General features: G+C 45.9%; 21 protein-coding genes and 1 other annotated feature. Of the genes, 19 read left to right on the plus strand and 2 right to left on the minus strand.

The annotated features are described in order from the left end of the window. Nucleotides 1-19 precede the first annotated feature (19 nt). The 7 genes from grdB to ACR6HW_RS00570 all read left to right on the plus strand — a co-directional run bounded on the left by grdB (nucleotide 20) and on the right by ACR6HW_RS00570 (nucleotide 10,007). Nucleotides 20-1,330, plus strand: coding sequence for a glycine reductase complex selenoprotein B (grdB, locus tag ACR6HW_RS00540; RefSeq protein WP_455729221.1), 1,311 nt, complete (start codon nucleotides 20-22; stop codon nucleotides 1,328-1,330). 237 nt (nucleotides 1,331-1,567) lie between these two features. Next, on the plus strand, nucleotides 1,568-3,103 hold the full coding sequence (grdC, locus tag ACR6HW_RS00545) for a glycine/sarcosine/betaine reductase complex component C subunit beta (protein ID WP_455729222.1): 1,536 nt from the start codon (nucleotides 1,568-1,570) through the stop codon (nucleotides 3,101-3,103). A 14-nt stretch (nucleotides 3,104-3,117) separates the two neighbouring features. Continuing rightward, nucleotides 3,118-4,287: a glycine/sarcosine/betaine reductase complex component C subunit alpha gene (gene grdD / locus ACR6HW_RS00550; protein ID WP_455729223.1), complete on the plus strand. Its 1,170-nt coding sequence runs from the start codon at nucleotides 3,118-3,120 to the stop codon at nucleotides 4,285-4,287. A gap of 202 nt (nucleotides 4,288-4,489) precedes the next feature. After that, nucleotides 4,490-4,700, plus strand: a binding site (T-box leader). Between the two features lie 147 nt (nucleotides 4,701-4,847). Beyond that, entirely contained in the window at nucleotides 4,848-6,794 is a 1,947-nt protein-coding gene (thrS, locus tag ACR6HW_RS00555) for a threonine--tRNA ligase (RefSeq protein ID WP_455729224.1), read from the plus strand. A gap of 192 nt (nucleotides 6,795-6,986) precedes the next feature. Continuing rightward, nucleotides 6,987-7,367, plus strand: coding sequence for a hypothetical protein (locus ACR6HW_RS00560; RefSeq protein ID WP_455729225.1), 381 nt, complete (start codon nucleotides 6,987-6,989; stop codon nucleotides 7,365-7,367). 8 nt (nucleotides 7,368-7,375) lie between these two features. Then, nucleotides 7,376-9,280, plus strand: coding sequence for a diguanylate cyclase domain-containing protein (locus ACR6HW_RS00565; RefSeq protein WP_455729226.1), 1,905 nt, complete (start codon nucleotides 7,376-7,378; stop codon nucleotides 9,278-9,280). Between the two features lie 115 nt (nucleotides 9,281-9,395). Continuing rightward, the gene (locus tag ACR6HW_RS00570) at nucleotides 9,396-10,007 is read left to right on the plus strand and encodes an acetate uptake transporter (RefSeq protein ID WP_455729227.1); all 612 of its coding nucleotides are present in this window, start codon (nucleotides 9,396-9,398) and stop codon (nucleotides 10,005-10,007) included. Nucleotides 10,008-10,126: 119 nt separating this feature from the next. Here the strand turns inward: ACR6HW_RS00570 and ACR6HW_RS00575 are convergent, their stop codons facing one another. After that, nucleotides 10,127-11,182 (minus strand): Rossmann-fold NAD(P)-binding domain-containing protein, encoded by a 1,056-nt coding sequence (locus tag ACR6HW_RS00575; RefSeq protein WP_455729228.1) that lies wholly within the window; start codon nucleotides 11,180-11,182, stop codon nucleotides 10,127-10,129. A 187-nt stretch (nucleotides 11,183-11,369) separates the two neighbouring features. On the opposite strand from ACR6HW_RS00575, the gene ACR6HW_RS00580 reads away from it, so the two are divergent. The 3 genes from ACR6HW_RS00580 (at nucleotide 11,370) to ACR6HW_RS00590 (ending at nucleotide 13,676) form a co-directional block, all read left to right on the plus strand. After that, nucleotides 11,370-12,116, plus strand: coding sequence for a 2-phosphosulfolactate phosphatase (locus ACR6HW_RS00580; RefSeq protein WP_455729229.1), 747 nt, complete (start codon nucleotides 11,370-11,372; stop codon nucleotides 12,114-12,116). After that, entirely contained in the window at nucleotides 12,091-12,792 is a 702-nt protein-coding gene (locus tag ACR6HW_RS00585; RefSeq protein ID WP_455729230.1) for a YaaA family protein, read from the plus strand. The genes ACR6HW_RS00580 and ACR6HW_RS00585 overlap by 26 nt, the downstream gene beginning before the upstream one ends. 167 nt (nucleotides 12,793-12,959) lie before the next feature. Further along, nucleotides 12,960-13,676, plus strand: coding sequence for a transglycosylase domain-containing protein (locus ACR6HW_RS00590; protein WP_455729231.1), 717 nt, complete (start codon nucleotides 12,960-12,962; stop codon nucleotides 13,674-13,676). Here ACR6HW_RS00590 and ACR6HW_RS00595 read toward each other — a convergent pair. Further along, entirely contained in the window at nucleotides 13,662-14,453 is a 792-nt protein-coding gene (locus ACR6HW_RS00595) for a TIGR00266 family protein (protein ID WP_455729232.1), read from the minus strand. The genes ACR6HW_RS00590 and ACR6HW_RS00595 overlap by 15 nt on opposite strands. A gap of 170 nt (nucleotides 14,454-14,623) precedes the next feature. Between ACR6HW_RS00595 and ACR6HW_RS00600 the strand changes: the two genes are divergently transcribed. The 9 genes from ACR6HW_RS00600 (at nucleotide 14,624) to ACR6HW_RS00640 (ending at nucleotide 26,458) form a co-directional block, all read left to right on the plus strand. Further along, nucleotides 14,624-15,340 carry an RluA family pseudouridine synthase gene (locus ACR6HW_RS00600; RefSeq protein ID WP_455729233.1) on the plus strand — a complete coding sequence of 239 codons (717 nt, stop codon included), beginning with the start codon at nucleotides 14,624-14,626 and terminating at the stop codon, nucleotides 15,338-15,340. Continuing rightward, nucleotides 15,324-16,250: an ABC transporter ATP-binding protein gene (locus tag ACR6HW_RS00605; RefSeq protein WP_455729234.1), complete on the plus strand. Its 927-nt coding sequence runs from the start codon at nucleotides 15,324-15,326 to the stop codon at nucleotides 16,248-16,250. Before ACR6HW_RS00600 ends, ACR6HW_RS00605 begins: the two co-directional genes overlap by 17 nt. Continuing rightward, on the plus strand, nucleotides 16,237-17,463 hold the full coding sequence (locus ACR6HW_RS00610) for an ABC transporter permease (RefSeq protein WP_455729235.1): 1,227 nt from the start codon (nucleotides 16,237-16,239) through the stop codon (nucleotides 17,461-17,463). The genes ACR6HW_RS00605 and ACR6HW_RS00610 overlap by 14 nt, the downstream gene beginning before the upstream one ends. 223 nt (nucleotides 17,464-17,686) lie before the next feature. Beyond that, nucleotides 17,687-20,266, plus strand: a complete 2,580-nt coding sequence (locus tag ACR6HW_RS00615) for a family 10 glycosylhydrolase (RefSeq protein ID WP_455729236.1) — start codon at nucleotides 17,687-17,689, stop codon at nucleotides 20,264-20,266. Nucleotides 20,267-20,582: 316 nt separating this feature from the next. Beyond that, the gene (locus tag ACR6HW_RS00620) at nucleotides 20,583-21,872 is read left to right on the plus strand and encodes a sugar ABC transporter substrate-binding protein (RefSeq protein WP_455729237.1); all 1,290 of its coding nucleotides are present in this window, start codon (nucleotides 20,583-20,585) and stop codon (nucleotides 21,870-21,872) included. Nucleotides 21,873-21,916: 44 nt separating this feature from the next. Then, nucleotides 21,917-22,372, plus strand: a complete 456-nt coding sequence (locus ACR6HW_RS00625; RefSeq protein WP_455729238.1) for a hypothetical protein — start codon at nucleotides 21,917-21,919, stop codon at nucleotides 22,370-22,372. Nucleotides 22,373-22,382: 10 nt separating this feature from the next. After that, a complete protein-coding gene (locus tag ACR6HW_RS00630) occupies nucleotides 22,383-24,467 on the plus strand; it encodes a carbohydrate ABC transporter permease (RefSeq protein ID WP_455729239.1) in 2,085 nt (694 codons plus the stop codon). After that, a complete protein-coding gene (locus ACR6HW_RS00635; RefSeq protein ID WP_455729240.1) occupies nucleotides 24,467-25,360 on the plus strand; it encodes a sugar ABC transporter permease in 894 nt (297 codons plus the stop codon). The genes ACR6HW_RS00630 and ACR6HW_RS00635 overlap by 1 nt, the downstream gene beginning before the upstream one ends. 12 nt (nucleotides 25,361-25,372) lie before the next feature. Next, nucleotides 25,373-26,458: an ABC transporter ATP-binding protein gene (locus tag ACR6HW_RS00640; RefSeq protein WP_455729241.1), complete on the plus strand. Its 1,086-nt coding sequence runs from the start codon at nucleotides 25,373-25,375 to the stop codon at nucleotides 26,456-26,458. Nucleotides 26,459-26,461: the final 3 nt, after the last annotated feature.

Genomic DNA, 26,461 nt, shown 5'->3' on the forward strand with positions numbered 1-26,461 from the left:
ATTAAGGAGGGATGCACCGATGGGTAAAACTAAGGTTGTCCACTATATCAACCAGTTCTTCGCAGGCCTCGGCGGTGAAGAAAAAGCGGATATCGAGCCACATGTGCTTAATGAACTTCCTCCAATATCAGCTCAGCTGAATACAAAGTTGGGCGATGATATTGAAATCGTAGCTACAGTCGTTTGCGGGGATTCCTACTTCAACGAAAACTTGGAGAAAGCTCAAGCTGAAGTGCTGGAGTTAATCAAGGCTAATAATCCGGACTTAGTCATCGCTGGTCCTGCATTCAATGCCGGTCGTTACGGTATGGCATGCGGTAATGTAGTGAAGATGGTTCAAGAAGAGCTCGGCGTTAAGGCGTTCACTGCGATGTACGAAGAAAACCCAGGTGTAGACGTGTTTAAAAAGGACATCTACATTATCAGTACAGCGAATTCAGCTGCCGGTATGAGAAAAGCTATTCCTGCAATTTCTAAGTTTGCAGTTAAGTTCATTAACAATGAAACACTTGGTACACCTGCCGAAGAAGGCTATATAACACGCGGTGTACGCGTGAACCAATTTACTGAAGACAGAGGTTCTACGAGAGCGGTTAAGATGTTGGTTAAGAAGTTGAAAGGCGAGAGCTTTGAGACTGAGTACCCAATGGCTGTATTCGACAGAGTAGATCCAAGTCCTGCGGTAAAAGACATTACAAAAGCGAAAATCGCCATTGTAACGTCAGGCGGTATTGTACCAAAGCACAACCCAGAGCGTATAGAGTCTTCATCTGCGTCTAAATACGGGAAATACGATATTTCTAAATTAGACACAATAACTGAAGCAGATCATGAAACAGCACACGGTGGTTACGACCCTGTTTATGCAAATCAAGATCCTAATAGAGTAATTCCTGTTGACGTTCTCCGCGATATGGAGAAGGAAGGCAAAATCGGTGAATTATTCGGTTACTTCTACACAACTGTCGGTAATGGTACGTCTGTTGCAAACTCTAAGAGCTTTGCAGCTGAAATTGCTAAGGATTTGAAAGCCAACAATGTTGATGCTGTCATCCTTACCTCAACCTGAGGCACCTGTACGCGTTGCGGTGCAACGATGGTTAAAGAAATAGAAAGAGCCGGATTCCCAGTTGTACACATGTGTACAGTTGTACCGATCTCTTTAACAGTTGGCGCGAACAGAATCGTTCCGACAATTGCAATCCCATACCCACTTGGGGACCCATCTTTAGAGGCGAAAGAAGAGAAGTCAATTCGTAGAAAAATGGTTGAGAAGGCACTCGTTGCTTTCGAAACTGAAGTTGACGGACAAACAGTCTTTGAAGACTAATGACGTCGTGACCTCTTTAGAGCTTTAAAGAGGGGGAGAAAACTTCGCCGTCCGGTGAAGTCTTCGAGCAGCACGCGTTGTGTTCATAGAGTCCCGGCTGGACAGTGTGTTCAGCTGGGACCTTTATAAGATTGAAAGAAACCTTTCATAGGATGACTTTATAGAAAATAATTGCGTTCAAAACGCTCTTAGGCATGAACCCTAAGAGTTGTGGACAAATTCTTTTGGAGGTGCTTTATGACTAAGCCAGTTTTGAAAAATGCAAGTTATATTCTCGTGCACACGCCGGATATGATTGCACATAACGGAACAACAGCAGTTGTTGAAAAACAAACCAATCCACATTCAGAATACCTAGGAAAAATTAACGACGCGATTCGCCCTTATGAAGAAGTGATCACTTATGCACCGAATCAAGTCTATATCGGCAATCGTCAACCAGAGTCGTTAAATGCAATTGAAATGCCTTGGTGTGCACATCCTGTAGAAGGTGGCCGCTATGGTAAGTTCGGTGAGATTATGCCTCAAGAAGAATTTATCGGCATGTTAAAAATTGCGGATTCTTTCGACCTCGTTATGTTGACAGAAAGCTTTACCGCATCTGTTGTCGAAAAGCTTACCGCCAATGAAATGTTCTCTGAAAAAGAACTTGCAGTTTTTAAAACAGGCGAATCAAAAGAAGCGGTTATCGCGCAAATCAGCGACCACCACGCTGAGGCGCTTTACCATGCTGGTGAGCTCGTCGGTTGCGTTAAGAAGGCGCATGACGTCGACACCAACTTGACCGCACACATCATGTTTGAAAACCTCGTTGTTAAAGCTTCAGGTGTATTAGCGGTTAAGCACCTTATGAAACAAACAGAAGTCAATCCAGATGAAATCGAATACGTTATCGAGTGTTCTGAAGAAGCTTGTGGCGATATGAACCAAAGAGGTGGCGGCAACTTCGCTAAGTCGATTGCTGAAGGCTGTGGCCTCGTCAATGCAACGGGTTCCGATACAAGAGGTTTCTGTGCAGCACCGACACATGCTTTAATTAACGCCAGTGCACTTGTTAAGTCCGGCGTATTCAAGCACGTTGTCGTTGTCGGCGGCGGTGCAACAGCGAAACTCGGTATGAACGGTAAAGACCATGTGAAAAAAGGCCTTCCGATTTTAGAAGACACAGTGGGCGGTTTTGCCGTTCTCGTATCTGAAGACGATGGTGTATCGCCATACGTGAACACAGATCTCATCGGTAGACATACTGTGGGCACAGGTTCTTCACCTCAAGCGGTTATCACCTCTTTGATTACACAGCCACTGGATAAGGGCGGTCTCAAAATCACAGATGTCGACAAGTATTCTGTGGAAATGCAAAACCCTGACATTACAAAACCTGCCGGTGCAGGCGATGTCCCAGAAGCGAACTACAAGATGATTGCAGCACTTGGCGTTAAGCGTGGCGAACTCGAGCGCTCTGGCCTTAAAACCTTTGTTGAAGAACACGGTATGCCTGGCTTCGCACCGACTCAAGGCCATATTCCATCGGGTGTTCCTTACATTGGATTTGCCATTGACGCGATGAAAAACGGTGAAATAAACCGTGCGATGATCGTCGGTAAGGGCAGCTTGTTCTTAGGACGTATGACAAACCTATTTGACGGTGTCTCTTTTGTAGTGGAAGCAAACAAAGGCAAAGAGGATGCTGTTCAAGCCGGTTTCGATGAAGATAAAGTCAAATTGATGATAGCAGACGCAATGAGAAAGCTTGCTGAAAACCTATCTGAATAGAGAGGAGGCATACTATGGAACTCAACAAAATCGTTGGAAATGCCTTTTTAGAAATTGCCGATGCTATTGAGACAGGTCAATTTGGAAATACAAAAAAAGTGGCATTGACGACATTGGGCAGTGAACACGGCGAAAAAACCCTTATTGAAGGGGCTCTGTTGGCCAAGAAAATGTACCCGGATATGAAACTTGTTCTTATCGGACCTCAAAATACATCGGGGATTGAAACACTTGAAGCCAATACTGAAGAAGAAATGTACAAAATTATGGAATCGCATTTGGATTCCGGCGAAATTGGCGCATGCGTTACCATGCACTATAATTTCCCCATTGGCGTTTCCACAGTAGGACGCGTTGTGACGCCGTCAGCAGGTAGAGAACTCTTTATCGCCACGACGACGGGAACATCTGCGACCAACCGTGTAGAAGCTATGACGAAGAACGCTATCTACGGTATTATCGCTGCAAAAGCGGCGGGCATTGAAGCACCTACAGTGGGCATCTTAAATGTCGAAGGCTCTAGAACTGTTGAAAAGATTTTGAAAGAAATCGCTTCAAAAGGTTATGACATCTCTTTTGGTGAATCTCAAAGGTCAGATGGCGGCACGGTGCTCAGAGGCAACGATCTCTTACTAGGCGCTGTAGATGTAGCCGTTACAGACAGCTTAACAGGCAATATTTTAATGAAGATGTTTTCATCGTTTACAAGCGGTGGTCAATACGAGACGACGGGATTCGGTTACGGTCCTGGAATCGGCGAAGGTTACGACCGAAATGTCCTCATCTTATCGAGAGCATCTGGTGCACCGGTTATTGCAAATGCGTTGAGATACGGTCATGAAATTTCTAAAAACAAGATTAACGATATTGCCAAAGCAGAGTTTGCAAAGCTTAGCAAGATCGGTTGGACGGACATCATCGCCAAAGCCACAGAGAAATCTGCGCCAAAAGACACTGAAGACGTTAAAGCACCTGAAAAAGTCGTCGTCACAGGTTCGATTTCAGGGATCGATATTATGGATCTCGAAGATGCTGTTAAAGTCCTTTGGAGAAACGACATCTACGCCGAGAGCGGAATGGGCTGTACGGGACCGATTGTCCTCGTACCTGAACATTTAACGGCAAAATGTCAAGAGCTTCTTGCAAAAGCGGGCTTTGCTTCAATGGGTGGCGACATCTGTTAGTAAGATTCTAGGCGCATCGGCCCAGTGTGGTCGATGCGCTTTTCTATTGAACGAAGGGGCTATTCGCCTGCAATTTCCAGGGAGCATTAAACGCGATAGGCCGTATGGGGGCTCAATCGATAGATGGAAACAGTCGATTGTCAAACAATCTTTTCAAAAACCCTTGACAAAGGCCATAATCTCTTTATAATTAAATTTAATAGTGTAAGCGATAATGAGGAAGAGTAACCTACTTTAAGTTTTCAAGAGAGAAGCACGGTGCTGAAAGTGCTTTAAACACTGTATGTGAACACTAACCTCTAGCTGTGGTGGAGTAGCCTTTGTCAAAACACCGCCGGATGGGAACCGATACAGTCCCTAAGAGTGGCCTACGGGCAATTTGGGTGGAACCGCGATGAACATTCGTCCCTTTTTAGGATGGGTGTTTTTTTTATTGGTATAAAAAGTTAAGCCCTAAGACTTCGGCAAGTGTTTCGCACGAGAAGTTCTATCGGCGAAAAGCGGTTATGTCCTCGTTAAAGAGACAAAAAAACAGTTTAGACGAGCAAGGAGGTTTCAATATGATAAAAGTAACTTTAAAAGACGGTTCAGTAAGAGAAGTGGCGTCGGGCATCAGTTTGTATGAACTGGCAAAATCCATTAGCGGACGTTTGGCTAAAGAAGCCATGGCGGGCAGTGTCAACGGCAAAGTCGTGGATATTCGCACAATCCTTACTGAAGACTGTGAGGTCAATCTCTATACTTTTGACGACCAAGAGGGCAAAGACGCGTTTAGACACACCAGCGCGCATATTTTGGCACAAGCAGTAAAGCGCCTGTATCCCGAGGCAAAACTCGCCATTGGCCCTGCAATAGACCGTGGTTTTTACTACGACTTCGACGTTGAAAAACCGTTTAAGCCGGAAGATTTAGACGCCATCGAAAAAGAAATGATGGCTATCGTCAAGGAAAAGTACGAAATCACTTTTAGTGAAATGCCAAGAGAAGAAGCCTTAGCATTCTGTAGCGCTCAAGGCGAGACTTATAAAGTGGAGCTCATTGAGGATTTGCCTGAAGACGAGGCGTTGACTTTCTACAGTCAGGGAGAGTTCACAGACCTGTGTGCAGGCCCACATCTTAGATCCACTGAGTTTGTTAAGGGTGTCAAGCTCTTATCGGCTACAGGTGCCTACTGGAGAGGTGATGAAAACAACAAGATGCTCCAGAGAATCTACGGTGTGAGTTTCCCTAAGAAATCGCAGTTGGAAGCCCATCTTGAAATGCTCGAAGAAGCGAAGAAACGCGATCACAACAAAGTGGGCAGAGAACTCGAGCTCTTTACATCGGTCGATGTCATCGGTCAAGGGCTTCCGCTCTTAATGCCTAAGGGCGCTAAAATCGTTCAACTGCTTCAGCGTTTTGTAGAAGATGAAGAAGAGTCGAGAGGGTACCAGCTGACAAAGACGCCGTTAATGGCAAAAGCGGATCTTTATAAGATTTCAGGACACTGGGATCTCTACAGAGACGGTATGTTCGTCATACCTAATGGTGAGTCGGAAGACGAGGCGTTGGCACTAAGACCGATGACTTGTCCATTCCAGTTCTTCGTATACAAGGCAAAACAGAGAAGCTACCGCGATTTACCGGTGCGATTGGCAGAGACCTCTACGCTGTTTAGAAACGAGTCGTCAGGCGAAATGCATGGTTTGATTCGCGTGAGACAGTTTACCATTTCAGAGGCGCATCTCATGGTGACACCGGAGCAACTTGAAGCCGAATTCAGAGGGGTTGTTGATCTCGTCAACTTTATGATGAACACATTGGGCATCGCTGAAGACGTCAGCTACCAGTTCTCGAAGTGGGATCCAAACAACAAAGCGAAGTACGTCGGCGCGCCGGAGCAATGGGAGAAAACGCAAGAGACCATGAAGAACATCTTGGACCATCTTGAACTCGATTACAAAGAAGTCGAAGGCGAAGCTGCTTTCTACGGCCCTAAACTCGACATTCAGTTCAAGAACGTCCACGGTAAAGAAGACACCATTATAACTGTTCAAATCGACTTCTCACTTGCCGATCGTTTCGACATGTCTTACATCGATTCTGATGGTGAGAAAAAGCGTCCGATTATTATTCACAGAACATCTATTGGCTGCTACGAACGTACCCTTGCGATGTTGATTGAAAAGTATGCAGGTAAGTTTCCGACTTGGTTGGCACCGGTGCAGGTTAAAGTACTGCCGATTTCCGACCGTTTTAACGACTACGCAGCATCTGTTGAGCAAGCACTTAAGCGCATTGGCGCACGTGTAGAACTCGACGACCGCTCAGAAAAAATAGGCTACAAAATTAGGGAAGCACAGCTTGAAAAAGTCCCTTATATGCTCGTCGTCGGCGAGAAAGAAGTCGAAGGTGAACTCGTATCGGTGAGAAGCCGTTCTGAAGGCGACCTCGGTCAGTTAAAACTAGATGACTTTAAAGCGCGCCTCTTAAAAGAAGTTTCGGAAAAGGTACTCAATTACAAGTAGGTTGACAGGCTTTTTATTAAAGAGAGACATTTTGAGAAAAAACAGCCAGTACGTTTTTTGTACTGGCTGTTTTCAGCTTTCTTAAGTGAAAAACATCTTGTTTATGGTCAAATGTCTATCAGTCATGTATAATGGTTAAGGAATTTAAATATCTGTAAACGTAAAGTACTTTAAGTTTGATCGGAGGATGAGATGAAAATTAAGTACGCAGTGCTGATTTTAGCAGTAATTATCGCGGTAACAGCGTTCAGCACGAAAGAAAAGAACCACTTTACAGATGTCGTCATGGAGGACATTGAACACGATACAGCTGTTCTATTGAGCACAACGCAATCGGAAGAAGTCAGTGCCTATTTGAAAAAAATGAACAGTGAGGGCTTTATCAATCCGAAGTTTAAGTCTTTTTATGCCGAAGATGAAAGACGTCAGTACATCTTGGTGGAAACTCAGAACACGTCACTGGGGGGAACGGGGTTCGCCTATATTGTCGTAACATATGACGCAAAAAATACCGTGGCAGATGTTTTGACCTCCAGTTGGGTCCGCATTGGCGACGATAAAAAGAACTTTTAGGAGAAGCTATGAAAACAGCTGTTAAAAAAATTGAAAAGTGGTACATGCTATTGTTGATTGTAGCGATTATCGCGGTCATCTTTCTCACCACAAGTGTCTTTGAAACGCTGTTGGAGGCACAACAAGTTGATGAATTGGAAGAGATTGCGCTTATTATAGGCAACGCAATAGATACTTCAATCCATTCTGAAAATTTGATTCAATCGTTTTGGATTGATAAGCTCGAAGGGCTGTCACAAGAAATTGAGGTGTTAATTGACCCGAACACCATCACCAGTGAAGAACTAGAAACCATACGCGAAACATTTCATTTATCCGGCATTGCGCTGTTTAAGGCGACAGAGGAGACCATCGTCATAGAGAAGTCGACGACGGCTTCAGAAATCGGCTTGGAGACCAAGGAGTGGGGCTTTTGGCACGAGGCGTTTCAATCGCTCATCGACGGCCGACCGGTGACGATTGATCGCGGCGTTTCACGCGGCAAGTTCTGGGCGGGGCCGCGTTCGCTGTCACTCAGTCAAGAGGGTTTTTACTTGTTTACTTACTACGCTTTAGAAGGCACGCCCTATTTGCTGAACTTGTATGTGGACGACCAAGAGGCGTTTGGACTGTTGAAAGAAAGCGACCCCAATCGTTTAATCGACGATATCATACAAAAGTACGATTACTTGAGTGAGCTCGCCGTCGTCAATGTAGAAGCTTGGAACGATCGTTTTTTAGAAGAAAACCGCTTTAAGCTACAAGATTTCACCATACACTATGGCCAGTACAGCAGTTTTGCACCTGAAGACACCTATTACTTAAATCGCGCCAACGATGGCGAAGTGGGGGGCACAGTAAGGACAAGGCAACTCGATGGTAAGGTTAAGCTCTATAAAAAGATTGGCGATCACACAGTGGTTATCCTCTTGATGAATCAAGAGAATATTGCTGTTTTAAAAAACAGTATGATGCTGACGATATTGTTGGGTCTTTTGAGCATTATTTCCATTGGGGTTTTGCTGATTAAAGTCTACACCAACCGCTACTCGGAGTTGCTTGAAATCGAACGGCTACGCCTTGAGACGGCGGAGCGGTATAAGCAGACTGTCAAGCTCTTGCCAAGCATTGTTTTCAGGTTTGAAGTCGAGGGGACGCGTTTAAAAATCGTCCATTGTGAGGGGAAGGCCATTAGCGTACTCGGCGTTGACTCCACCCGAGCTCAGGAATGCTATATTGAAGACGTGTTACCGAAAAACTACTGCGACGCCATACAAGCACATCATCCTGACGACGCATTTGAAGAGTTTGAACTGACTCTGGAAGACAAAGTCTTCCATCACCATATGGAAAAAGTGGGCATCAACGAGTATGGCAATACAGAAATCTTGCTCTTTGCAAACGATGTCACGCGATTGAGAGCCTCTGAAGAAGAAGCGCGCTACTTAGCGTACCATGACAGTTTAACCCAGCTTCCCAACAGGCTGTACCTTAAAAGCGTCCTCGAAGAACGCATAGCGGAGGAAAAACCGTTTTCAGTAGCGTTTCTAGACATGGACGGCTTTAAAGAGGTTAACGATACAGCTGGACACGATGTGGGAGACGATCTCATTATCGAAGTGTCCAGAAGAATTTTAACCGTCCTTCAGCCCGCTGATTTTTGTGCCCGTATGGGCGGCGACGAGTTTGCGATTATTGTTGCACACGATTCAGGTGCAGAAGATGTTCGACGCACAGCTTGTTTCGAGGCCTTAAAAGAGGTGCTCTCAAAGCCTTATCGCATACGGTCTTACGCGTTCACGTTAACGGCAAGCATGGGGATTAGCGAATTTCCAAAGGACGGTCGAGCCTTTACGACCCTTCTCAAACACGCCGATATCGCGCTCTATAAAGTGAAGGACGCGGGAAAAGACGGTTATCAGTATTATCTATAAAAAAATAGACGAGGTGTCTTGACTGGGCATCTGATTATTGCTATACTTTATAGGTTGTTAAAAATTTATAAATTAATTTATGGGGAGGGAGCACGATTACGTGCTAATGAAGATTATGAATTTAAATGAAAAACAAACTGTGCAAATTAAAACGGGAGATCCCAGTGCGCTTGGTCTGTTCGGCCTTGCAATGGTAACACTGGTTGCGTCTTCTCAGAAATTGGGCCTGACAACAGGCGTGGCCTATGTCATTCCTTGGGCGTTGTTTTTAGGTGCATTTGCACAATTGTTCGCCAGTATTTTGGATTTTAGAAAAGAGAATGTTTTTGGTGGCACTGCATTTGGTGGCTACGCGTTTTTCTGGATGGGTGTTGCAACCAGCTGGTTGATGAAACTCGGATTCTTCGGTGAGAACATCGTCCAAGACATCGACGGTAAACAACTTGGCGTGGCTTTCGTAGGCTATCTTATTTTCAGCTTGTTTATGACAATCGGTGCGACTCAAACCAACAAAGCATTGTTTTTGATATTCGTGCTCATCGATTTTCTATTTATTGGTTTGGCGTTGAGTACATTTGGCATTATGCACGATGCCATGCATCAAATGGCAGCGATTTCAGAACTGTTAATCGCACTTGTATCATTCTATTTATCGGCTGCCAATGTCCTGAACCATCAGTTTAAAAAAGTGGTTCTGCCTATTGGCAAACCTTTCGGTTTGAAATAGAGAGCGCTTTGCCCTATGAGTAAATTACAAAGAACTGCCGCTAGCGCAATACGCGTTAGTAGCAGTTCTTTTTGTATGACAGTGTCTTTGAAATGTGTACGGGCATTCTGTAATGCGAACTAAAGCGCGGGGACGGCAGTGGATAAGGCCAGTCGCCGCATATTTTTTTGAAACATAAATGGCGCTTTAAGGCGTTTGACTGAGAGCTTCAGCGCCATTTTTCTTCCGAATTCTGCGTAGTCAGTACCCTCTGTAAGACTGTGATAAAGGGCATTAGCCGTTTTAAAAGCAAAGCTGAAGCCTTCAGAAGAAGTCGGGCTGATGGCGCCTGCGGCTTCGCCGATGCAGTAGCCTCTTGACGGCGTTCCTGAACCGTCTTCTTTGTTAAAAATCCAGTTGAAATCGCCTCGAGTGCGAGGTCTATATAAAAAACCCCCTTCTGTTTTAAATGGCGTTCCGAGATCGACACCAACATGTTGGCGGAGTGCACTTATTAGCGTATCAAATTGTTGGTGAATCGGTGTGCCGGTAGGCATGAGACTTCCGAAGATTAAGCCGCCGGCCTTCGGTATGGTGTAGCTGTAGTAGTCGGTAACCGATTTGTCAAAAATAGCGGTGTAACGGTTGGGAAGGCTATCGGTTTTATACCATTTTTGTACGGCGAGGTAGGGGGGCTTTTTTTCAGTAAGCTTTTGGGTAAACAGGTGCGCCCCAGACGCGACGACAAGTTGTTTCGCTTTGAGAACATCGCCTTTCCCCTTCATAGCAATATGCCAAACGCCGTTGTAGGGTTGTGCAGACAAAACTGACGTACCGGACAAGCGCGTCACTTGCTGCGGAATGAGCGCCCACAAGTAACGGTCAAAAGCTTCACGATCCATGTTGAGGTAGTGTTTGTTATAGCGTTTTTTTAAGTTGTTGTCAAAGTCTAGGGTCTCCACTTGAAAAAACTGCTTGTCGTCTAAAATATTTTGAGGAAGTGAAAGGTTGAGAGCCCCCATTTCACTTTGTGCGTCTTCAGATAGCAGACCGCCACAGGTCTTCGTGTAAAATGACGTTAGTTGATTAAATTGGCGTCTTTCAATTATAGCTACTTTTTGACATGTCTTTTCACCCAGTAGTCGCGCCAATGTGCTTCCCGACGGTCCTGCGCCGACGATACATATATCGAACATGTTTGTACCTCCTAAAGACAATTTAACACGAAGTATATCGAAAGTCAATAAATAAAGATTGAAATGGGATAAAATTATATTGATTTATATTTTTGAATGGGACTGTTTACTTATGGTAAATGCTTTGTTTTTATGTTAAAATAGAGGTCACTTATAAGAAAGAATACCTTGATAGAGGAGGCACCCCATGCGCGTCAGCTGTTTAAATACACGACTGGAAATTGAAAAAGATAGCCTTGAAAGCCGTGCGGTTGTCGTCATAGATGTTTTACGAGCGACGACGGTTATGGTAACGGCTTTTGAGAACGGCGCCTGCGCCGTACATCCTGTAGAAACCATAGACGAAGCACGCCAACTTAAGGCGAAGGGACTGGCGACCCTTTTATGCGGAGAACGTCATGCGGTGCCGATAGAAGGCTTTGATCTGACGAACTCCCCACTGGCCTATACGAAAAACTGTGTCGCCGGGAAGACTTTGGCCATGACGACGACAAACGGCACACAGACCATTAAAGCGTGTGAGGAGGCTTCAGAGATTTACATCGGGTCATACCACAACGCGGAAGCTTTGGCGACACAGCTCATCGCTTTGGGACGCGATGTCGTCATTGTGTGCTCGGGCACTTATAAAGAAGCGTCAACAGATGACATTGTCTGTGCCGGTAAACTCATTCACCAGTTGAAGCAAAAAACAGAAGTCTCATTGACGGATATGGCTTTTATAGCTGAACACCTGTACTTGAGTTTTGAGCCGACATTGCATGCGTCACTTGAAGTGGCGGCGAGTCATTATAAGAGGTTGATGGACAAGGGAATGGAAGAAGATGTGGCCTTTTGTTTTTCCGATTGTACCACGTCTGTTGTTCCCATTTACAGAGATGGCGTCATCAGAGTTGAGGAGGCATTACATGAAAATCGTATTGTCGCCGAGTAAAACTCAGGCTGTGGAAAAGGGGGCGCAGCGAAAAGTAATCGTTCCACTATCCAAGGCATATGGGCAGCTACATGCGGCCATTCTCGCTCTGGATAAAGCGGCACTTGGAAAAGCGTTAAAAATAAAAGGCGACATGCTCGAACGCGTTTACGACTTGTATCACAACTCACTTCCCGCCGTTCCTGCACTGTCTCTATACACCGGACCTGCATTTAAGTCCGAGGCATGGCCTTCAGGCCATCCCGAGGGTCCGGAGGTATGGGTCTTTTCGGCGCTGTACGGTATTGTCAAGGCCGATAGCTTCATTAAACCGTACCGTTTGGACATGACGGCAAAAGTGCCCGGGTTTTCATTGTACGCTTATTGGAAAAAGCCAATTGAAACGGTACTGACACCTGGCATGCAGGTACTGGACTTGGCTTCTCAGGAGTTTAGTCGCTTGATTCCGGAGCACTGCGAGGTTTTGAAAGTGACCTTTTTAACAGAGGCTAAAGATGGGCGTAGAAAAGCCGTTGGTTACCACAACAAAGTGGCCAGAGGCACCTTTGCGCGATGGGTTCTTGAAAAAGGCTGTTCTAGTTTTGAACAGCTGACCGATTTTAGTGCACTTGGCTATAAGCTGGATGCCGCCGCCTCAGAAACCAATCAATATGTATTTGTCAGACCTGCAGATTAGTGTACGATGTGGTTTACTTATCAACTTTGCATGGATAGAACTTTCAACTGGGCCTCGACGAGAGGCTATGCAAAGGTGTGCCTTACAAAAATGTCACGCTATTGTAAGGCCTTTCTAAGGTAACTGTGGCTTTCAATCGGTATAATAGCTATATAAAGAGGTGTTGTATGACAATTAAAACCGTGATGAAAAGAGTGTTTCTCAGCATCGTTATTCTGCTGTTTATCGCCGGTCTGGCCATTTCGCCAATTTTGGTGCGGGGCTTTAAAATGTATCAGAATGCGGTGGGGAACATGCCGATTGAAGACAAAATAGAGCAGATTCGTTCCAAAGAGGATTTTGTCGCGTACGATGAAATCGATGAGGATTTTTTTAAGTATTTGGTACTGGAAGAAGACCACAGATTTTACGACCACAGGGGGTTCTCAATTGTTTCAATAGGCAGGGCCTTTGTTGCCAACTTAAAAGCAGGTGCAAGGGTAGAAGGCGGCAGCAGCATTACGCAGCAACTGGCTAAAAACCTTTATTTCACTTTTGAGAAAACGTATGAACGCAAACTAGCGGAACTCATAGTGGCACTCCAGTTGGAAAATCAATTGACGAAGCACGAGATATTAGAACTTTACAGCAATGTGGTTTATTTTGGTGAGGGGTGCTACGGTATAGAAGCGGCTGCTGTTCACTATTTTGGGAAATCCGCAAAGGACTTGACCGACGAGGAAATCATTTTGCTTGTAGAAACGTTAAAAAGCCCCAATACGCGAAATCCCAATGCGCGGCAAGCGCTCTATGTGACAATAAAAATCCCAAAGACCCGTTGTGAAACGAGGTATTTGGGATTTTTATACGATGGGTTTAAAACGGCAGTGCTATTTGCCGTCTAAAAGATTGCCAAGGCCGCCGAGGATACTGCCTTCTTCGGAAGACTTCCCACCATGTGACCGCGCGTTTTCAAGGATGCGATCGGCCATTCTCGAAAACGGCAACGATTGTAGCCAAACGCGTCCTGGACCTCTTAATGTTGCAAAGAAGAGGCCTTCACCCCCAAAAAACGCCGTTTTGACGCCTTTGACCATTTCGATGTTGTAATCGACATCGCCGGTAAGTGCCACAAGGCAACCGGTGTCAACTTTTAAAACTTCTCCGTGTTCAAGGCGCTTTTCCACCACCATACCGCCGGCGTGAAGAAATGCCAAACCATCGCCTTCAAGCTTTTGCATTATAAAACCTTCGCCACCAAAGAAGCCTGTCCCGATGCGCTTTTGGAAGGCGATACCGATGGAGATACCCTTGGCTGAGCAGAGGTAGGCATCTTTTTGAGCGATGAGTTTGCCGCCCATACTGCTGAGGTCGATGGGAATGATCTTTCCCGGATACGCCGCGGCAAAGGCGACGTTTTTAAGCGCGCCGGAGGGGTTGGTAAACTGTGTCATAAAAAGACTTTCGCCGGTGAGTACCCGCTTGCCGGCGCTTTTTAACTTGCCCATAAAACCGCCACTGGTCTCGCCGCCGTCTCCAAAGATGGTGTCCATCTCCACGCCGCCGTCCATATACATCATAGCACCGGCTTCTGCAATAACGCTTTCGCCCGGATCCAGTTCTATTTCGACGAACTGCATGTCATCGCCGTACACTTTGTACGCTACATCATCTGAACGCATAGTTACCTCCATTTAATCGTGTTATAAACTGAGTATACCATTTGCCGGTCAATCGAACCTTAAGATTCTATTAAAATTTCTGAAAAGGACTTTTTTAGGTTGAAGAATCTATTATAATAGGGGAGTAGCATTAAGACGATTATTTGACATAAGACGTAGGAGCACGATACATGAACATTGAAATTTTGTTTGAAGACCCACATTTACTCGTGTGTGTTAAGCCGCCGAAGGTGCCTTCCCAAAAAGATCCGTCAGGCGACCTCGATATGTTGACCTATCTCAAAGAACATTTGAAAAAAGCCTATCCAAAGGCTACCGACCCATACATTGGTTTGATTCATCGATTGGACCGACCGGTTGGCGGGATAATGGTTTTTGGTAAGACAAAAGAAGCAACGGCTCATATCTCGAAACAAATGACGACGAAGACCTTTAAAAAGCGCTACCTTGCGGTGACGACGGGCATCCCCAAAGCGGCGTCTGGTGTTATGACGCACATGCTCTACAGGGTTGCCTCGAAAAATGTTTCAAAGGTGGTCGATCAGGAGAAAAAGGGCGCCAAGCGAGCCGTTCTCGCTTACGAAACATTGGAAACATCAGAGGCAAACGGTTGGGCGCTTTTAGACGTCGATTTGAATACCGGACGCCATCACCAGATTCGGGTTCAGCTTTCGCACGAAGGCTATGCCATTTGGGGGGATACCAAGTACAATGACGCTTACAAGCAAGTGCATAAGTGGTATCAAATTGCGTTGTGGTCTTATAGCATCGCCTTTAATCATCCTAAAACCGGCAAGCCTATGCACTTTTCGTACTATCCTAAAGCACAGGAACCATTTAATCAGTTTAACTATATAAAAGAGGTGAGGTATGAAGCTAGAAGTTAAAAATCTAACGAAGCGCTTCGGTGAAACCGAAGTGCTTCACGGCATCACTTTTGACGTTGAAAGCGGCAAAGCACTTGGCTTACTCGGCCGCAACGGCGCCGGAAAGACGACGACCATTCGCATTATTATGGGACTTTTCGAGCCGAACTCAGGGGAAGTTTTGCTCGATGGCAAGCCGTTTCAGCCAAGGAATGTTCACATCGGATACTTGCCCGAAGAACGCGGTTTGTATCCGAAAAAGAAAATTATCGATCAGTTGATTTATTTAGGTGAGCTCAGAGGCTTGTCAAAAGGTGTCGCTAAAAGGAATGCAGACAAGTGGTTAGAGCGCTTGGAAGTCGCCCAGTACAGAGATAAGAAGCTGGATACGCTTTCTAAAGGCAATCAGCAGAAAGTACAGTTGGCGTCGACTTTTTTATGCGACCCAGACATTGTCATATTGGATGAGCCTTTCAGTGGTTTGGATCCTGTAAATGCACAAGTGTTAAAAGATGTTATCAGGGAGCAGATTGAGGCCAACAAACTCGTGATATTTTCAAGTCATCAGATGAGTTATGTCGAGGAGTTCTGTGAAGACATCGCATTGGTCAATTCAGGCGACATCGTCTTGACCGGCAACTTAAAAGCCATCAAGAAAGAATATGGGAGAGACCGTTTCGTCTTAAAATCAGAGCAAATGATGCCTTCAGACGTCGCAAACTATTTGCAGGTACATCTCGGTGATTTGGTTGAAAAGACCGATGTCAAAAAACAGGAGACCGTTTTGTTGCTCAAGAACCCGGAGATGTGCCATGAGTTTTTACAGCGTCTGGGGAACTTGCGTTTTGACGTCGAGTGTTTTGCTAAATACCATCCGAGTTTAGCAGATATCTTTATCGAAAGGGTGGGTGATCATCATGAAGGGATTTAGGACGGTTTTAAAATTTGAAATCATGCACTATTTTAAAAATAAGGCCTTTGTAATTACAACGACACTGCTCGTGGTGCTTATCTTAGGAGCGCTGTCAATACCGACGATTATGGATTTGGTCAACTCCGGCGACGGTGAGGCATCCGGGGGCACTGAAGAAGTCGCGTTGTACGGCTTATACGACCCACAGGGGGCAATAAAGGCGATAGATAGACTCCAGGCAGAGTTCCCTGCAGGAGAGCTGGTCTCCGTCGACAGCGAAGACGCTTTAAATGAAAAAGTGCTCAGTGGCGAGTTTACTGCAGGCTACCACATTATAGAGCCGATGCGTTACGACTACGTCGTCGTCAACAACGAGATGTTTGATAGAGGCGGTGGGCCTTTTGAATACGCCTATCAAAAAGTATATCAATACGAGCAATTTGAAGCGAAGGGCATCTCTTATGAAGACGTTGAGGCCATCGTTTATCCGGAGATTACGTCAGGGGTTCAGGTGCTGGGAAAAGACAGCGCTCAGAATTACCTCTACACCTACATCTTGGTGTTTGGCCTGTACTTTATGATTATTATGTACGGTCAGCTGATTGCCACCTCAGTAGCGAGTGAAAAGTCCAATCGTACAATGGAACTGCTCGTCACGAGCACTAAGAGCACCCATTTGATCTTCGGAAAGGTCATTGGAGGTGCCATCGCCGGTGCTATTCAGTTCGGTTTGCTCATCGGTGCAATGAAAATCGGTTATGCACTCAACGCAAAAGCTTGGGACGGCGGGCTCGATTTCTTGCTTAACATCCCCGGTGAAACCTTGCTTCAGTTCAGTTTGTTTGGCATTTTCGGCTATTTGTTCTACGCCTTTATCTACGGCGCATTAGGGGCTCTCGTGTCCAGAACAGAAGATGTAGGTGCCAGTGCGACGCCGATTACACTCATCTTCGTGGCGGTCTTTATGGTATCGATTATGGGGATGCAAAACACCGAGAGCCTTGTGCTCAAAGTGGCGTCGTTTATTCCGTTCAGTTCCTTTATGGCGATGTTTGTAAGGATATCAATGGGCAGTGTCAGCACTGTGGCCGTTGTCTTTTCCCTAGTGCTTCTCGCCGTCTCGACGCTGTTTATCGGCTGGATTGGTGCAAAAATCTACCGCATGGGTACATTGATGTACGGCAACCCAGTTAAGATTAAAGACATATACAAAGTTATGAAAAGTCAATAGGACGCTTTAAATAGGGTGTACGATTAAAGCAGATGTCTCTTCGAGGGCATCTGTTTTTTTGAGCCGTAGTGACCGGTGCCGCTCCGTCTATAAAGGCCGAATCGATAAGTGTTTTCACTAATATTGCATATAAATTAAAAATTTATTTCGGGTTGATGTTTCTTAGGACAAACGGACAATTTACGTATACAATGATAGTGACAAAATAGAAGGGGAGGCATCTATGAAGAAAGTAATGTTATTGGTGCTGTGTCTGTTGCTCGTCATGCCGACGACAGCTCATTTTGCCGCAACACCGGCTGATGAGGACACATTTCGCGCCGTATGGGTAGCGACAGTTTTAAATCTCGACTACCCATCAAAGCCGACGACGAACTCCGTAACGCTCAAGGCGGAAGCTGATCGCATTTTGGATTACGTTGAAGAAACCGGTCTCAATGCAGTCGTCCTGCAAGTGCGTCCGTCTGGAGATGCGTTTTACAAAAGCGCCTTATACCCGTGGTCTAAGTATTTAACGGGCACCCAAGGGACTGCACCTGACCGGGAATTTGACCCATTGGCTTATTGGGTTGAAGAAGCGCATAAGCGCGGTATTGAAGTGCACGCATGGCTCAATCCGTATCGCGTCACTAAGAAAACATCGAAAGAAACAGCCCATGATTATGGCCAGTTGAGTGCTGACAATCCTGCGGTTCAAAATCCCGACTGGGCTGTGGCTCATAAAGACGGCAACTTGTATCTCGATCCGGGCAATCCCGAGGTTACTGCGTATATACTTGACGGGGTAGAAGAGATACTTGAGAACTATGCCGTCGACGGTATTCACTACGACGATTATTTTTACCCATCTAAAGATTTTGACGATGCGGCGACGTATCGCAAGTACCGCGAGTCCGGCGAAGGTCTTTCAGATTTTAGAAGGCGCAATACCGACGAACTGGTACGCCAAACCAATGAAGTCGTCAAGGCTTACAACTCAAAGAACGACGCATCGGTTGTGTTTGGCGTCAGTCCGTTTGCCATTTGGGCAAACAAGTCCTCAATGCCGGAAGGCAGTGACACCGCCGGATTAGAGAGTTATTTTTCGCATTATGCAGATACGAAAAAGTGGGTAGAGTCTCAGTGGCTCGACTACATTGCCCCGCAAATCTACTGGGAAATCGGGTTTAAAATTGCCGATTACAAAACGCTTTTGGCGTGGTGGACTGATGTGGTAGAGGGCACCGATGTGAAATTGTATGTCGGTCAAGCGCCTTACCGAATCACCTATAAGGACAAAGACAGTCCGTGGTACGGTCACGAAGAAATTATGCGTCAGCTGGACTTAAACACTCAGTACGGTACAGATGGCTCAATTTTCTTTAGATACGCTTTTATGGCACAAAATCCGTCGTTGACCCGTGCGCTTCAAGGCGCTTACGGGGTGCCGATTACAGACACATATCAGTCACTTGCGGTAACACTGCCCGTTGAAGACAAACTGTCGACGACATCAAAAGGGTACTATATCGGCGGTGTCTCCGATATGCGCGCGCCGCTTACTGTAAATGGTGAGACTGTTGTCAAGCGGTCTGGAAAGGGCTATTTCGGTTACTTTGTCCCGCTTGAAATCGGCACCAATCGCATTGTTGTTCAAAATGGCGGTACAAAAGTCGTAAAAACCATTGTTCGAAACAAGCCTTCTACAGGTGGTGGAGGAACTTCGTCGTCTAAAGACCGCGTAAAAGCGCTTAACGACCCGACGAAATACGCCGTTGTCAGCAACAATATGACAGGGGTCTACAGCGAACCATCAACGCGGAACGGCGCTGTTACTTTTGTCGACAACGGTATGAAAGACAGAATTGTCGCCTATACAAAATACTATTATCAGTTGAACTCCGGCTACTGGGTTAAGCGCGATGACGTTTCCGTTGTTGTGGACAAGGCGCATACACCGACGATAAAGTCGGCAGAGCATGGTGTAGACGGTCGGACGGAATCGCTGGTGTTTGAAACGGCATCGTCGACATTTGTCAAAGCGGCTCTTGTTGGAGATCGACTGGTCATCTCCTTTCCTAACGTTAAAAGTTTGCCGTACCTGAATCCGTCCGCTGGCTCCGATTTCTCTAAAATAGCACGTGTCGGCTCGTCATATGAGATCGACTTAGGCGACGCGGTCTATAGGGGCCATCGCATCGTAAAGACTTCGACAGGTTATGCAGTAGAGGTCTTTAAGCGCTTTGAAGCAGGTGTTGGCACCTTGCCTCTCGAAGGGGCGACGATTATGATCGATCCCGGTCACGGCGGGCGAGACACCGGTGCATTGGGGCTTTTAGGAGCGTTGCATCCCGAGAAAACAGTGGTGCTCAATACGGCGCTAATGTTTAAAAAAGCGCTTGAGGCGCAAGGTGCAGAAGTGGTCATGACACGTGACGACGATGCCTATGTCAGCTTAAAAGACCGAACGACGGCCTCTAGAGAACTGGCACCGGATTTGTTTGTTTCGATTCACGCCGACAACGCTTCAAGTACCATCGACCTCTCTAAGGTCGAAGGCTTCAGCGTATTTTACGAAAACGAACAGTCGCGTGAACTGGCACAGCGTGTACAAGATGCCACAATCGACCGCGTAGGGCGCGTCAATCGCAAAGTGAAGAAGATGAACTTCTACGTTATTCGCGGCACTTGGTCGCCGGCGCTACTCCTTGAAACCGGCTTTATGGCGCATCCGACAGAATTTGAGTGGCTTACTGAAAAAGCAGAGGCCCAGAGACTTGTAGATACTTGGACAGATGCCATTGTAGACTATTTTAGCAGTTAATTGTCAAGACCGATTTTTTCGGTCTTTTTTTTATGCCATCTAGTGAGTCCGGTGTCTTTTTTTTATAAGCGTGAGATTAAAGAAAGGAATATAGGGTAGAACATAACCAGAATCTAACATCGAAAAGCGATGTGCCAACGGTTGCACAACAGATTGTAAACATCTAGTGCAAATTTGTTAAATCTCTGTTGATTATGTTACAGATTAGTTGTATAATAGCGAATATAGAGATTTTTCAATATGTTTTGTGTGCAAACGTGTGCGCAAATGTTTTTCTCAAGCAACGACAATTAAAAGAGATGTAGGAGGAATCAAGATGAAAAAGTTTATGAGCTTGTTGCTCGTCATGCTGTTGATGTTTACGATGGTGGCGTGTGGCAGCAAAAAGGTAGAGGACGTAAGTGCGACGATTACCGTGCAAGCGGAATCCGAGTGGATGGATTACTACAAAGCGGCGGCAGAACGCGTTATCGCAAACAATCCGAACGCAACCATCAACTTCATTGAGTCTGGTGCATTTGACCACATCGATGTTATTACGTCTACAGACATCACCAACGAAGACGTAGCAGATGTATTCTCGTTTCCTGCAGACCGATTGACCGGCTTTGTGAGTAACGACGTGCTCGCTGCAATCGATGCAAAGACCATTGCAGATAGAACTGGCGGGTACTCAGATTATGACGGCGGTTTAGGCGGCCTGTTTAAAATCGAAAACGACTACTTTGCTTTCCCGATGAACATCGAGACGCTGGTAAACTTCGTCAATGTTAAAAACGCTGAGACATTAGGTCTCGATCTTGAAAATCCCATTGAGTTTACGTCAATTGATGCTGAGGCGATGCTCGTACCGGTATGGAACGCTTGGTTTGGTGTGGCGTTAACCAATACGGTTAATCTCGAACTGCTTGGAAAAGACGAAGAAGGCAACTTGTTCTCCGATTTAACAAAAGACTTTTCAGAGTTGACGGAAGAACAGCAAGCGCTCTTTACTGCGATGTTTAATTACTGGAAAGCTCATAACGAAGCCGGTACAGCCCTTTGGGACAACGCAGCGGCTTGGGGGTATATGGACGGCGAGTTCTCTACCGGCGGCAAAACGGCTATCCGCTTAGACGGCCCTTGGAGCACCGGTTCGCTGTCTGCACTTGCTGGTGAAGGGGCAGACCTCGGTTTGATGCCTATCGGCAACGTCACAGTCAATGGCGCCAACATGAGTCACTGGCAAGGCGGTTGGGGAATTGGTGTCAACGCGAGAGTTGAAGGCGACGAGCAAAAGATGCTCTTAGCAGAAGCCATGATCCAAGAAATCGTCAACCCAGAATTCGCCATCGACTTCTTTGAAATTTCAGGTAAAATCTTACCGAACGTCGATCCAAGTGTCTATGCGGAATCTACTTTAAACGATACAGACAAAGCCGTTATCGATTCGGTTATCAAATCCTATGAAGACGCGCCGGCAAGACCGCTTTTCCAAGAGTGGGATCAAGTGTGGCCGACGTGGGAAAACTCTATGCTTTCATGGGCAGCGGTACAACCGGCTGACGTAGAAGCGGCCTATGCGGAAGTGCAAGCGGCCTTTAAAGCCATGATGATGAATTATTAATCGACTCTAAACAGGGGGAAGAAGGTGTACCTTCTTCCCCTAAATTGCTGAAAGGATATTTGATGAATAAAGCGGTATCGTTGCCAAGGCGGTACGTGTTGTTGTACTTGTCTCTAGCGGCAGCTATTATTTTCACAGCCTCAATTGAAGTGCTCGCCGCTGTTAAAGACAGCGCGCGTTTTCTTCAGTGGCAGGCAGTCGGAGGCGTGTCTGGACCTGAGGCGCTGGACACTTACATCGCGTTGAATTTAGGGGCGTATTTTACAAAGGTGCTCATGCCGATTGTCTTTAGTTTTTACGTTTATTTGGCTTATAGAAAGTTTGGCGTCAACGTCTTATTCGTTTTTATTTGGAGTGTACTGGGCATTGGCAATCTCGCCTACAGCTTGACCAATGTCGCGCCGCTGAGCGGCTGGTTTTGGTGCTACTGCGTGTTGTACGCCTGCCTCGTCATAGGCATGGTTTCTCTGGTTGGGGTTATAAAAGAGTTGAGAAAATAGCAAAGGTGGGATGAAATTGAACGAAAACAGGGTGTATCTTTACGATGAAATCGGCAACCGATTTGAGCGAAAAGACGTGTATTTAAAAGAGCTTTATACACTTAAAGAAGCGGCAAAAAAAGACCCGAGTAAAAAGGCGCAGTACAGGGCGCATCTTAAGCAAAAAAAGACACATCCTTATCGCGTGTCCTTAAAAGCGTTTGAAAAAGCAGAAACCGATTTTTTGAAAACGCTTAACGGCCAACGATCGGCTTTTATGCAAAAGCTTGATCGCGTGTTGCCGAAACGGTTAAAAGCACTCAAATGGCAATACCATATGAGTGTACAGAAAACAGCTTTTTACAAAAAATATACGGAGCTGTGCTATGCTGCAGAACTGGCGTACGAACGAAGTGTCGTTATAAATGACCAACTGCCTGAAATTATCGAAAATTATGAAGCCGCTTTTAAAGCTTACCTCGAAGCAAAAGAGGCTTATCGTCATATAGATGCTCAAAAACAAGCGACGACGCAACAGGCGTACGATGCTTTTAAAGTTGCTCAAAACGAAGCCTTTGAGGTCTCTAAAGCGCATATTCTCAAGCAAAAGCGCAAGGGACAGATTTCTTCTAAAGCGCTCAAACAAGGGATTGAAGAGTTAAAGATTCAAAAAAAAGAAATGCTCAAAGTGAAATCGTATGAAATTGAGAAAAACGCGTTGCGCGAGGAAGTTCGCAACCTCAAGTACCAGTTGACGAAGGGGATAGACAAACAGTTGAAGGTGCTCAAATCCAATTGTTCTGATATCCGACGTCGCCTGCCTATAGAAACTGCTCAGCAGACGCATTGGCACGCCTATGCCGGTGTATTGATTCCAGGCGTCGGTCAACTATTGAACAAACAGTATTTTAAAGCCCTCTTCTTTTTGATAGCGACGGTTTTTATTTACGCTGTTGCGTGGCCGTATGCACTGGGTTATGGCAACTACCAAGGGGATGGTGTCATGGGGCTCTTTACGCTTGCAGAAGGCGGTTTGCGTATTGATAAGTCTTTGATTTTTATGATAGAAGGGATTATTGCGGTATTTCTAATGGTATTTGCTTTGATGCTCTACCTGTTTTCGTTTTTAGATGTTAAGCGCGTAGAGGCAAAAATGATTCAAGGCATCCGGCCGAAAGACAAGTTTGAGTTGTTGCTCTCTCTTGAAACGGAAGGCTTTCCGTATATGGTTTCTCTACCGGCGTTGATTTTGACCGTATTCGTCGTTTTGGTGCCCATTACCACAGCGATTTTACTCTCCTTTACGGGGATGAACCCACAAAACCAATCGAAGTTTCCGTGGGTTGGCTTTGACAACTACGCTTTATTAATTAAAGGTGAGGGACTTGCGGGCTCGGTCTTTTATTCAATTTTGTTGTGGACGATTATATGGACGGTTGTCGCCACGACGTTGGCGATTTTGCTCGGGTTCTTTTTGGCGCTTATGGTGAACAACAACCGTATAAAGGGCAAGACGTTTTTTAGAGCGGTATATTTATTGCCATGGGCGGTACCAGCGTTTATCACGATTATGTTCTTCTCGATTATGCTCTCTCCCGATGGGGTTTTGACTGCGCTTTTAGAGTCGATTACAGGGGCGAAAATACTGGTGAAAAACAGCACGTTGTACTCGAGAATTACATTGATACTCATTCAAGCGTGGTTGGGCAGTTCGTATGTCTTCCTGCTCTCGACGGGTGTCTTGCAAGCAATCCCTGAAGATTTGTACGAGGCGGCGCAAATCGACGGCGCCACAGCTTGGCAACGCTTAAGGCGCATTACGCTGCCGATTGTGTTGTTCCAAACGGCGCCGTTACTCGTAGGTCAGTACACGTTTAACTTTAACAACTTCTCAATTATCTTTCTATTCAACTCCGGGGGGCCGTTTAATCCGACGAAGTACGGCAACTTGGCGGGGAGTACCGACTTGTTGATCTCGTATATATTTAAGTTGACGACACAAAATCAATATCAGGCAATTGGTGCGGCGATTACCATCGTCATCTCCATGGGGCTTATGCTCTTTGCCTTTATCGGTTTTAAAAACTCGAAAGCGTTTAAAGAGGAGAGATTGTGATGTTTGGAAAGAAGAGAAAAGACAAATTGTACCTCTCCGATAAGCAGCCTCTAAGTTTTGTGGGGGCGCTTGGGGTACTCTTGACATACCTTTTGCTTATCGCTTGGGCCGTCGCCATACTCTGGCCATTGATTCAAATGGTGATTTCGGCATTTAACGGAAAGCAGCAACAGTATTTAATCGCCGGAGAGGTTTTTGAGTTCTCCACACGACACTTTAAGTACCTCTTTGAAGAAACGCTGTATTTAACTTGGGTCAAAAATACGTTGTTTATCGCCGGGGCAACAGCGGTACTGACGTTGATCGTCGTTTCGTTCACTGGGTTTGCGTATTCGAGATACCGCTTTAAAGGGCGTAAGCCGTCGCTGATGGCCATAATGCTGATTCAGACCATTCCGGCATTTGCGGGGATTACCGCTTACTTTACAATGCACTCAATAGTCAGTTCGGTGGCGCCGTGGTTTACAAGGCAAATGATGCTGATTCTCATATACTCCGGTGGTGGCATCGCGGGGAATACGTTCATTTTAAAAGGCTATTTGGATTCGATATCAACAGAACTCGACGACGCGGCGCGAATCGATGGCTGTAGCAGCATTCAGGTGTACAGACTCATTATTATGCCCATTGCAAAGCCAATGCTCGCTATTATTGCCCTCTGGTCGTTTATAGGCCCTTTTATGGACTTCCTATTGCCGAAAGTTTTGCTCACCAGCCCGGAATCGTATACACTTGCCGCAGGGTTGTTTACGCTGATAAGCGATTTTAGAACAATGAACCAGCCGGCGTTTGCCGCAGGCGGGTTGTTGACCGCAGTGCCGATTGTCGCGCTCTTTGTGGCACTTCAAAAACAGTTGGTTTCCGGCCTTGCAAAAGGGTCTGTAAAAGGATAATAGGAGGCAGAGATGAAAGTATCTTTAAACAATATCGGAAAAAAATACGAAGGGAACCAAGAGTTCACCCTCAGAAATATCAACCTCGAAATCGAAGAAAAAGATTTTTGTGTCATCTTAGGGCCTTCAGGTTGTGGTAAAACGACTTTGCTTCGCATGATTGCAGGGCTGAACTCTATTACAGAGGGCGATTTGGTTTTTGGAAACAAACGCATGAACAAAGTCCCGTCAAAAGATCGCGACATCGCGATGGTTTTTCAGTCGTATGCGCTTTACCCGCATATGACCGTGTACGACAACATGGCCTTTTCTTTGACGATGCGTAAAGAGCGCAAGAAGATCATACACGACCGCGTAATGGAAGCCGCGGCGCTTTTGCAGATTGAAAAGCACCTTTATAAAAAACCGTCTGAAATATCCGGTGGGCAAAGGCAACGTGTGGCACTAGGGCGCGCCATGGTGCGCAAGCCGGCTGTTTTCCTTATGGATGAACCGCTCTCTAACCTCGATGCAAAGTTGCGCGAGCATATGCGCGTCGAGTTGGTAAGGCTTCATAAAGCGCTGGGGACGACGAGTATTTACGTCACCCACGATCAAACGGAAGCCATGACTATGGCCACTAAGATTGTGTTGATGAACGATGGCAAGATTCAACAGGCAGGACCGCCGGAAGGGTTTTACAACAAACCTGCCAATATCTTCGTCGCCAAGTTTATCGGCTCGCCGACGATGAATATCATCGAAGGGACTTACACAGATGGGAAGTTTGTCTCCGACCACGGGCTCATTCAAATCACCCCTTGCAAAAAGGACAAAGAACATTTAAAATCTTATGAAGGTAAACCTGTTTCTGTCGGCATTCGCCCTGAGCGCTTTGAGAGTGGTGACGATTTTGAAGACGTCTTTTCGGCAACAGTGGACGTCGTGGAAATGCTCGGGAAAGAAAAGATTCTGTACGCGCGTTTGAGCAACAACTCAGAGCTCGTTATTTCAACACCGGGACACTACGAATACAGTGAAGGGGAAGTGCATTACTTTGGTTTCGACACAGAGTCGATTCATTTCTTCAGCACTGAAACAGGCGAGCGGATTAATTAAGAG

This window comes from Fusibacter sp. JL298sf-3 (assembly GCF_053842995.1).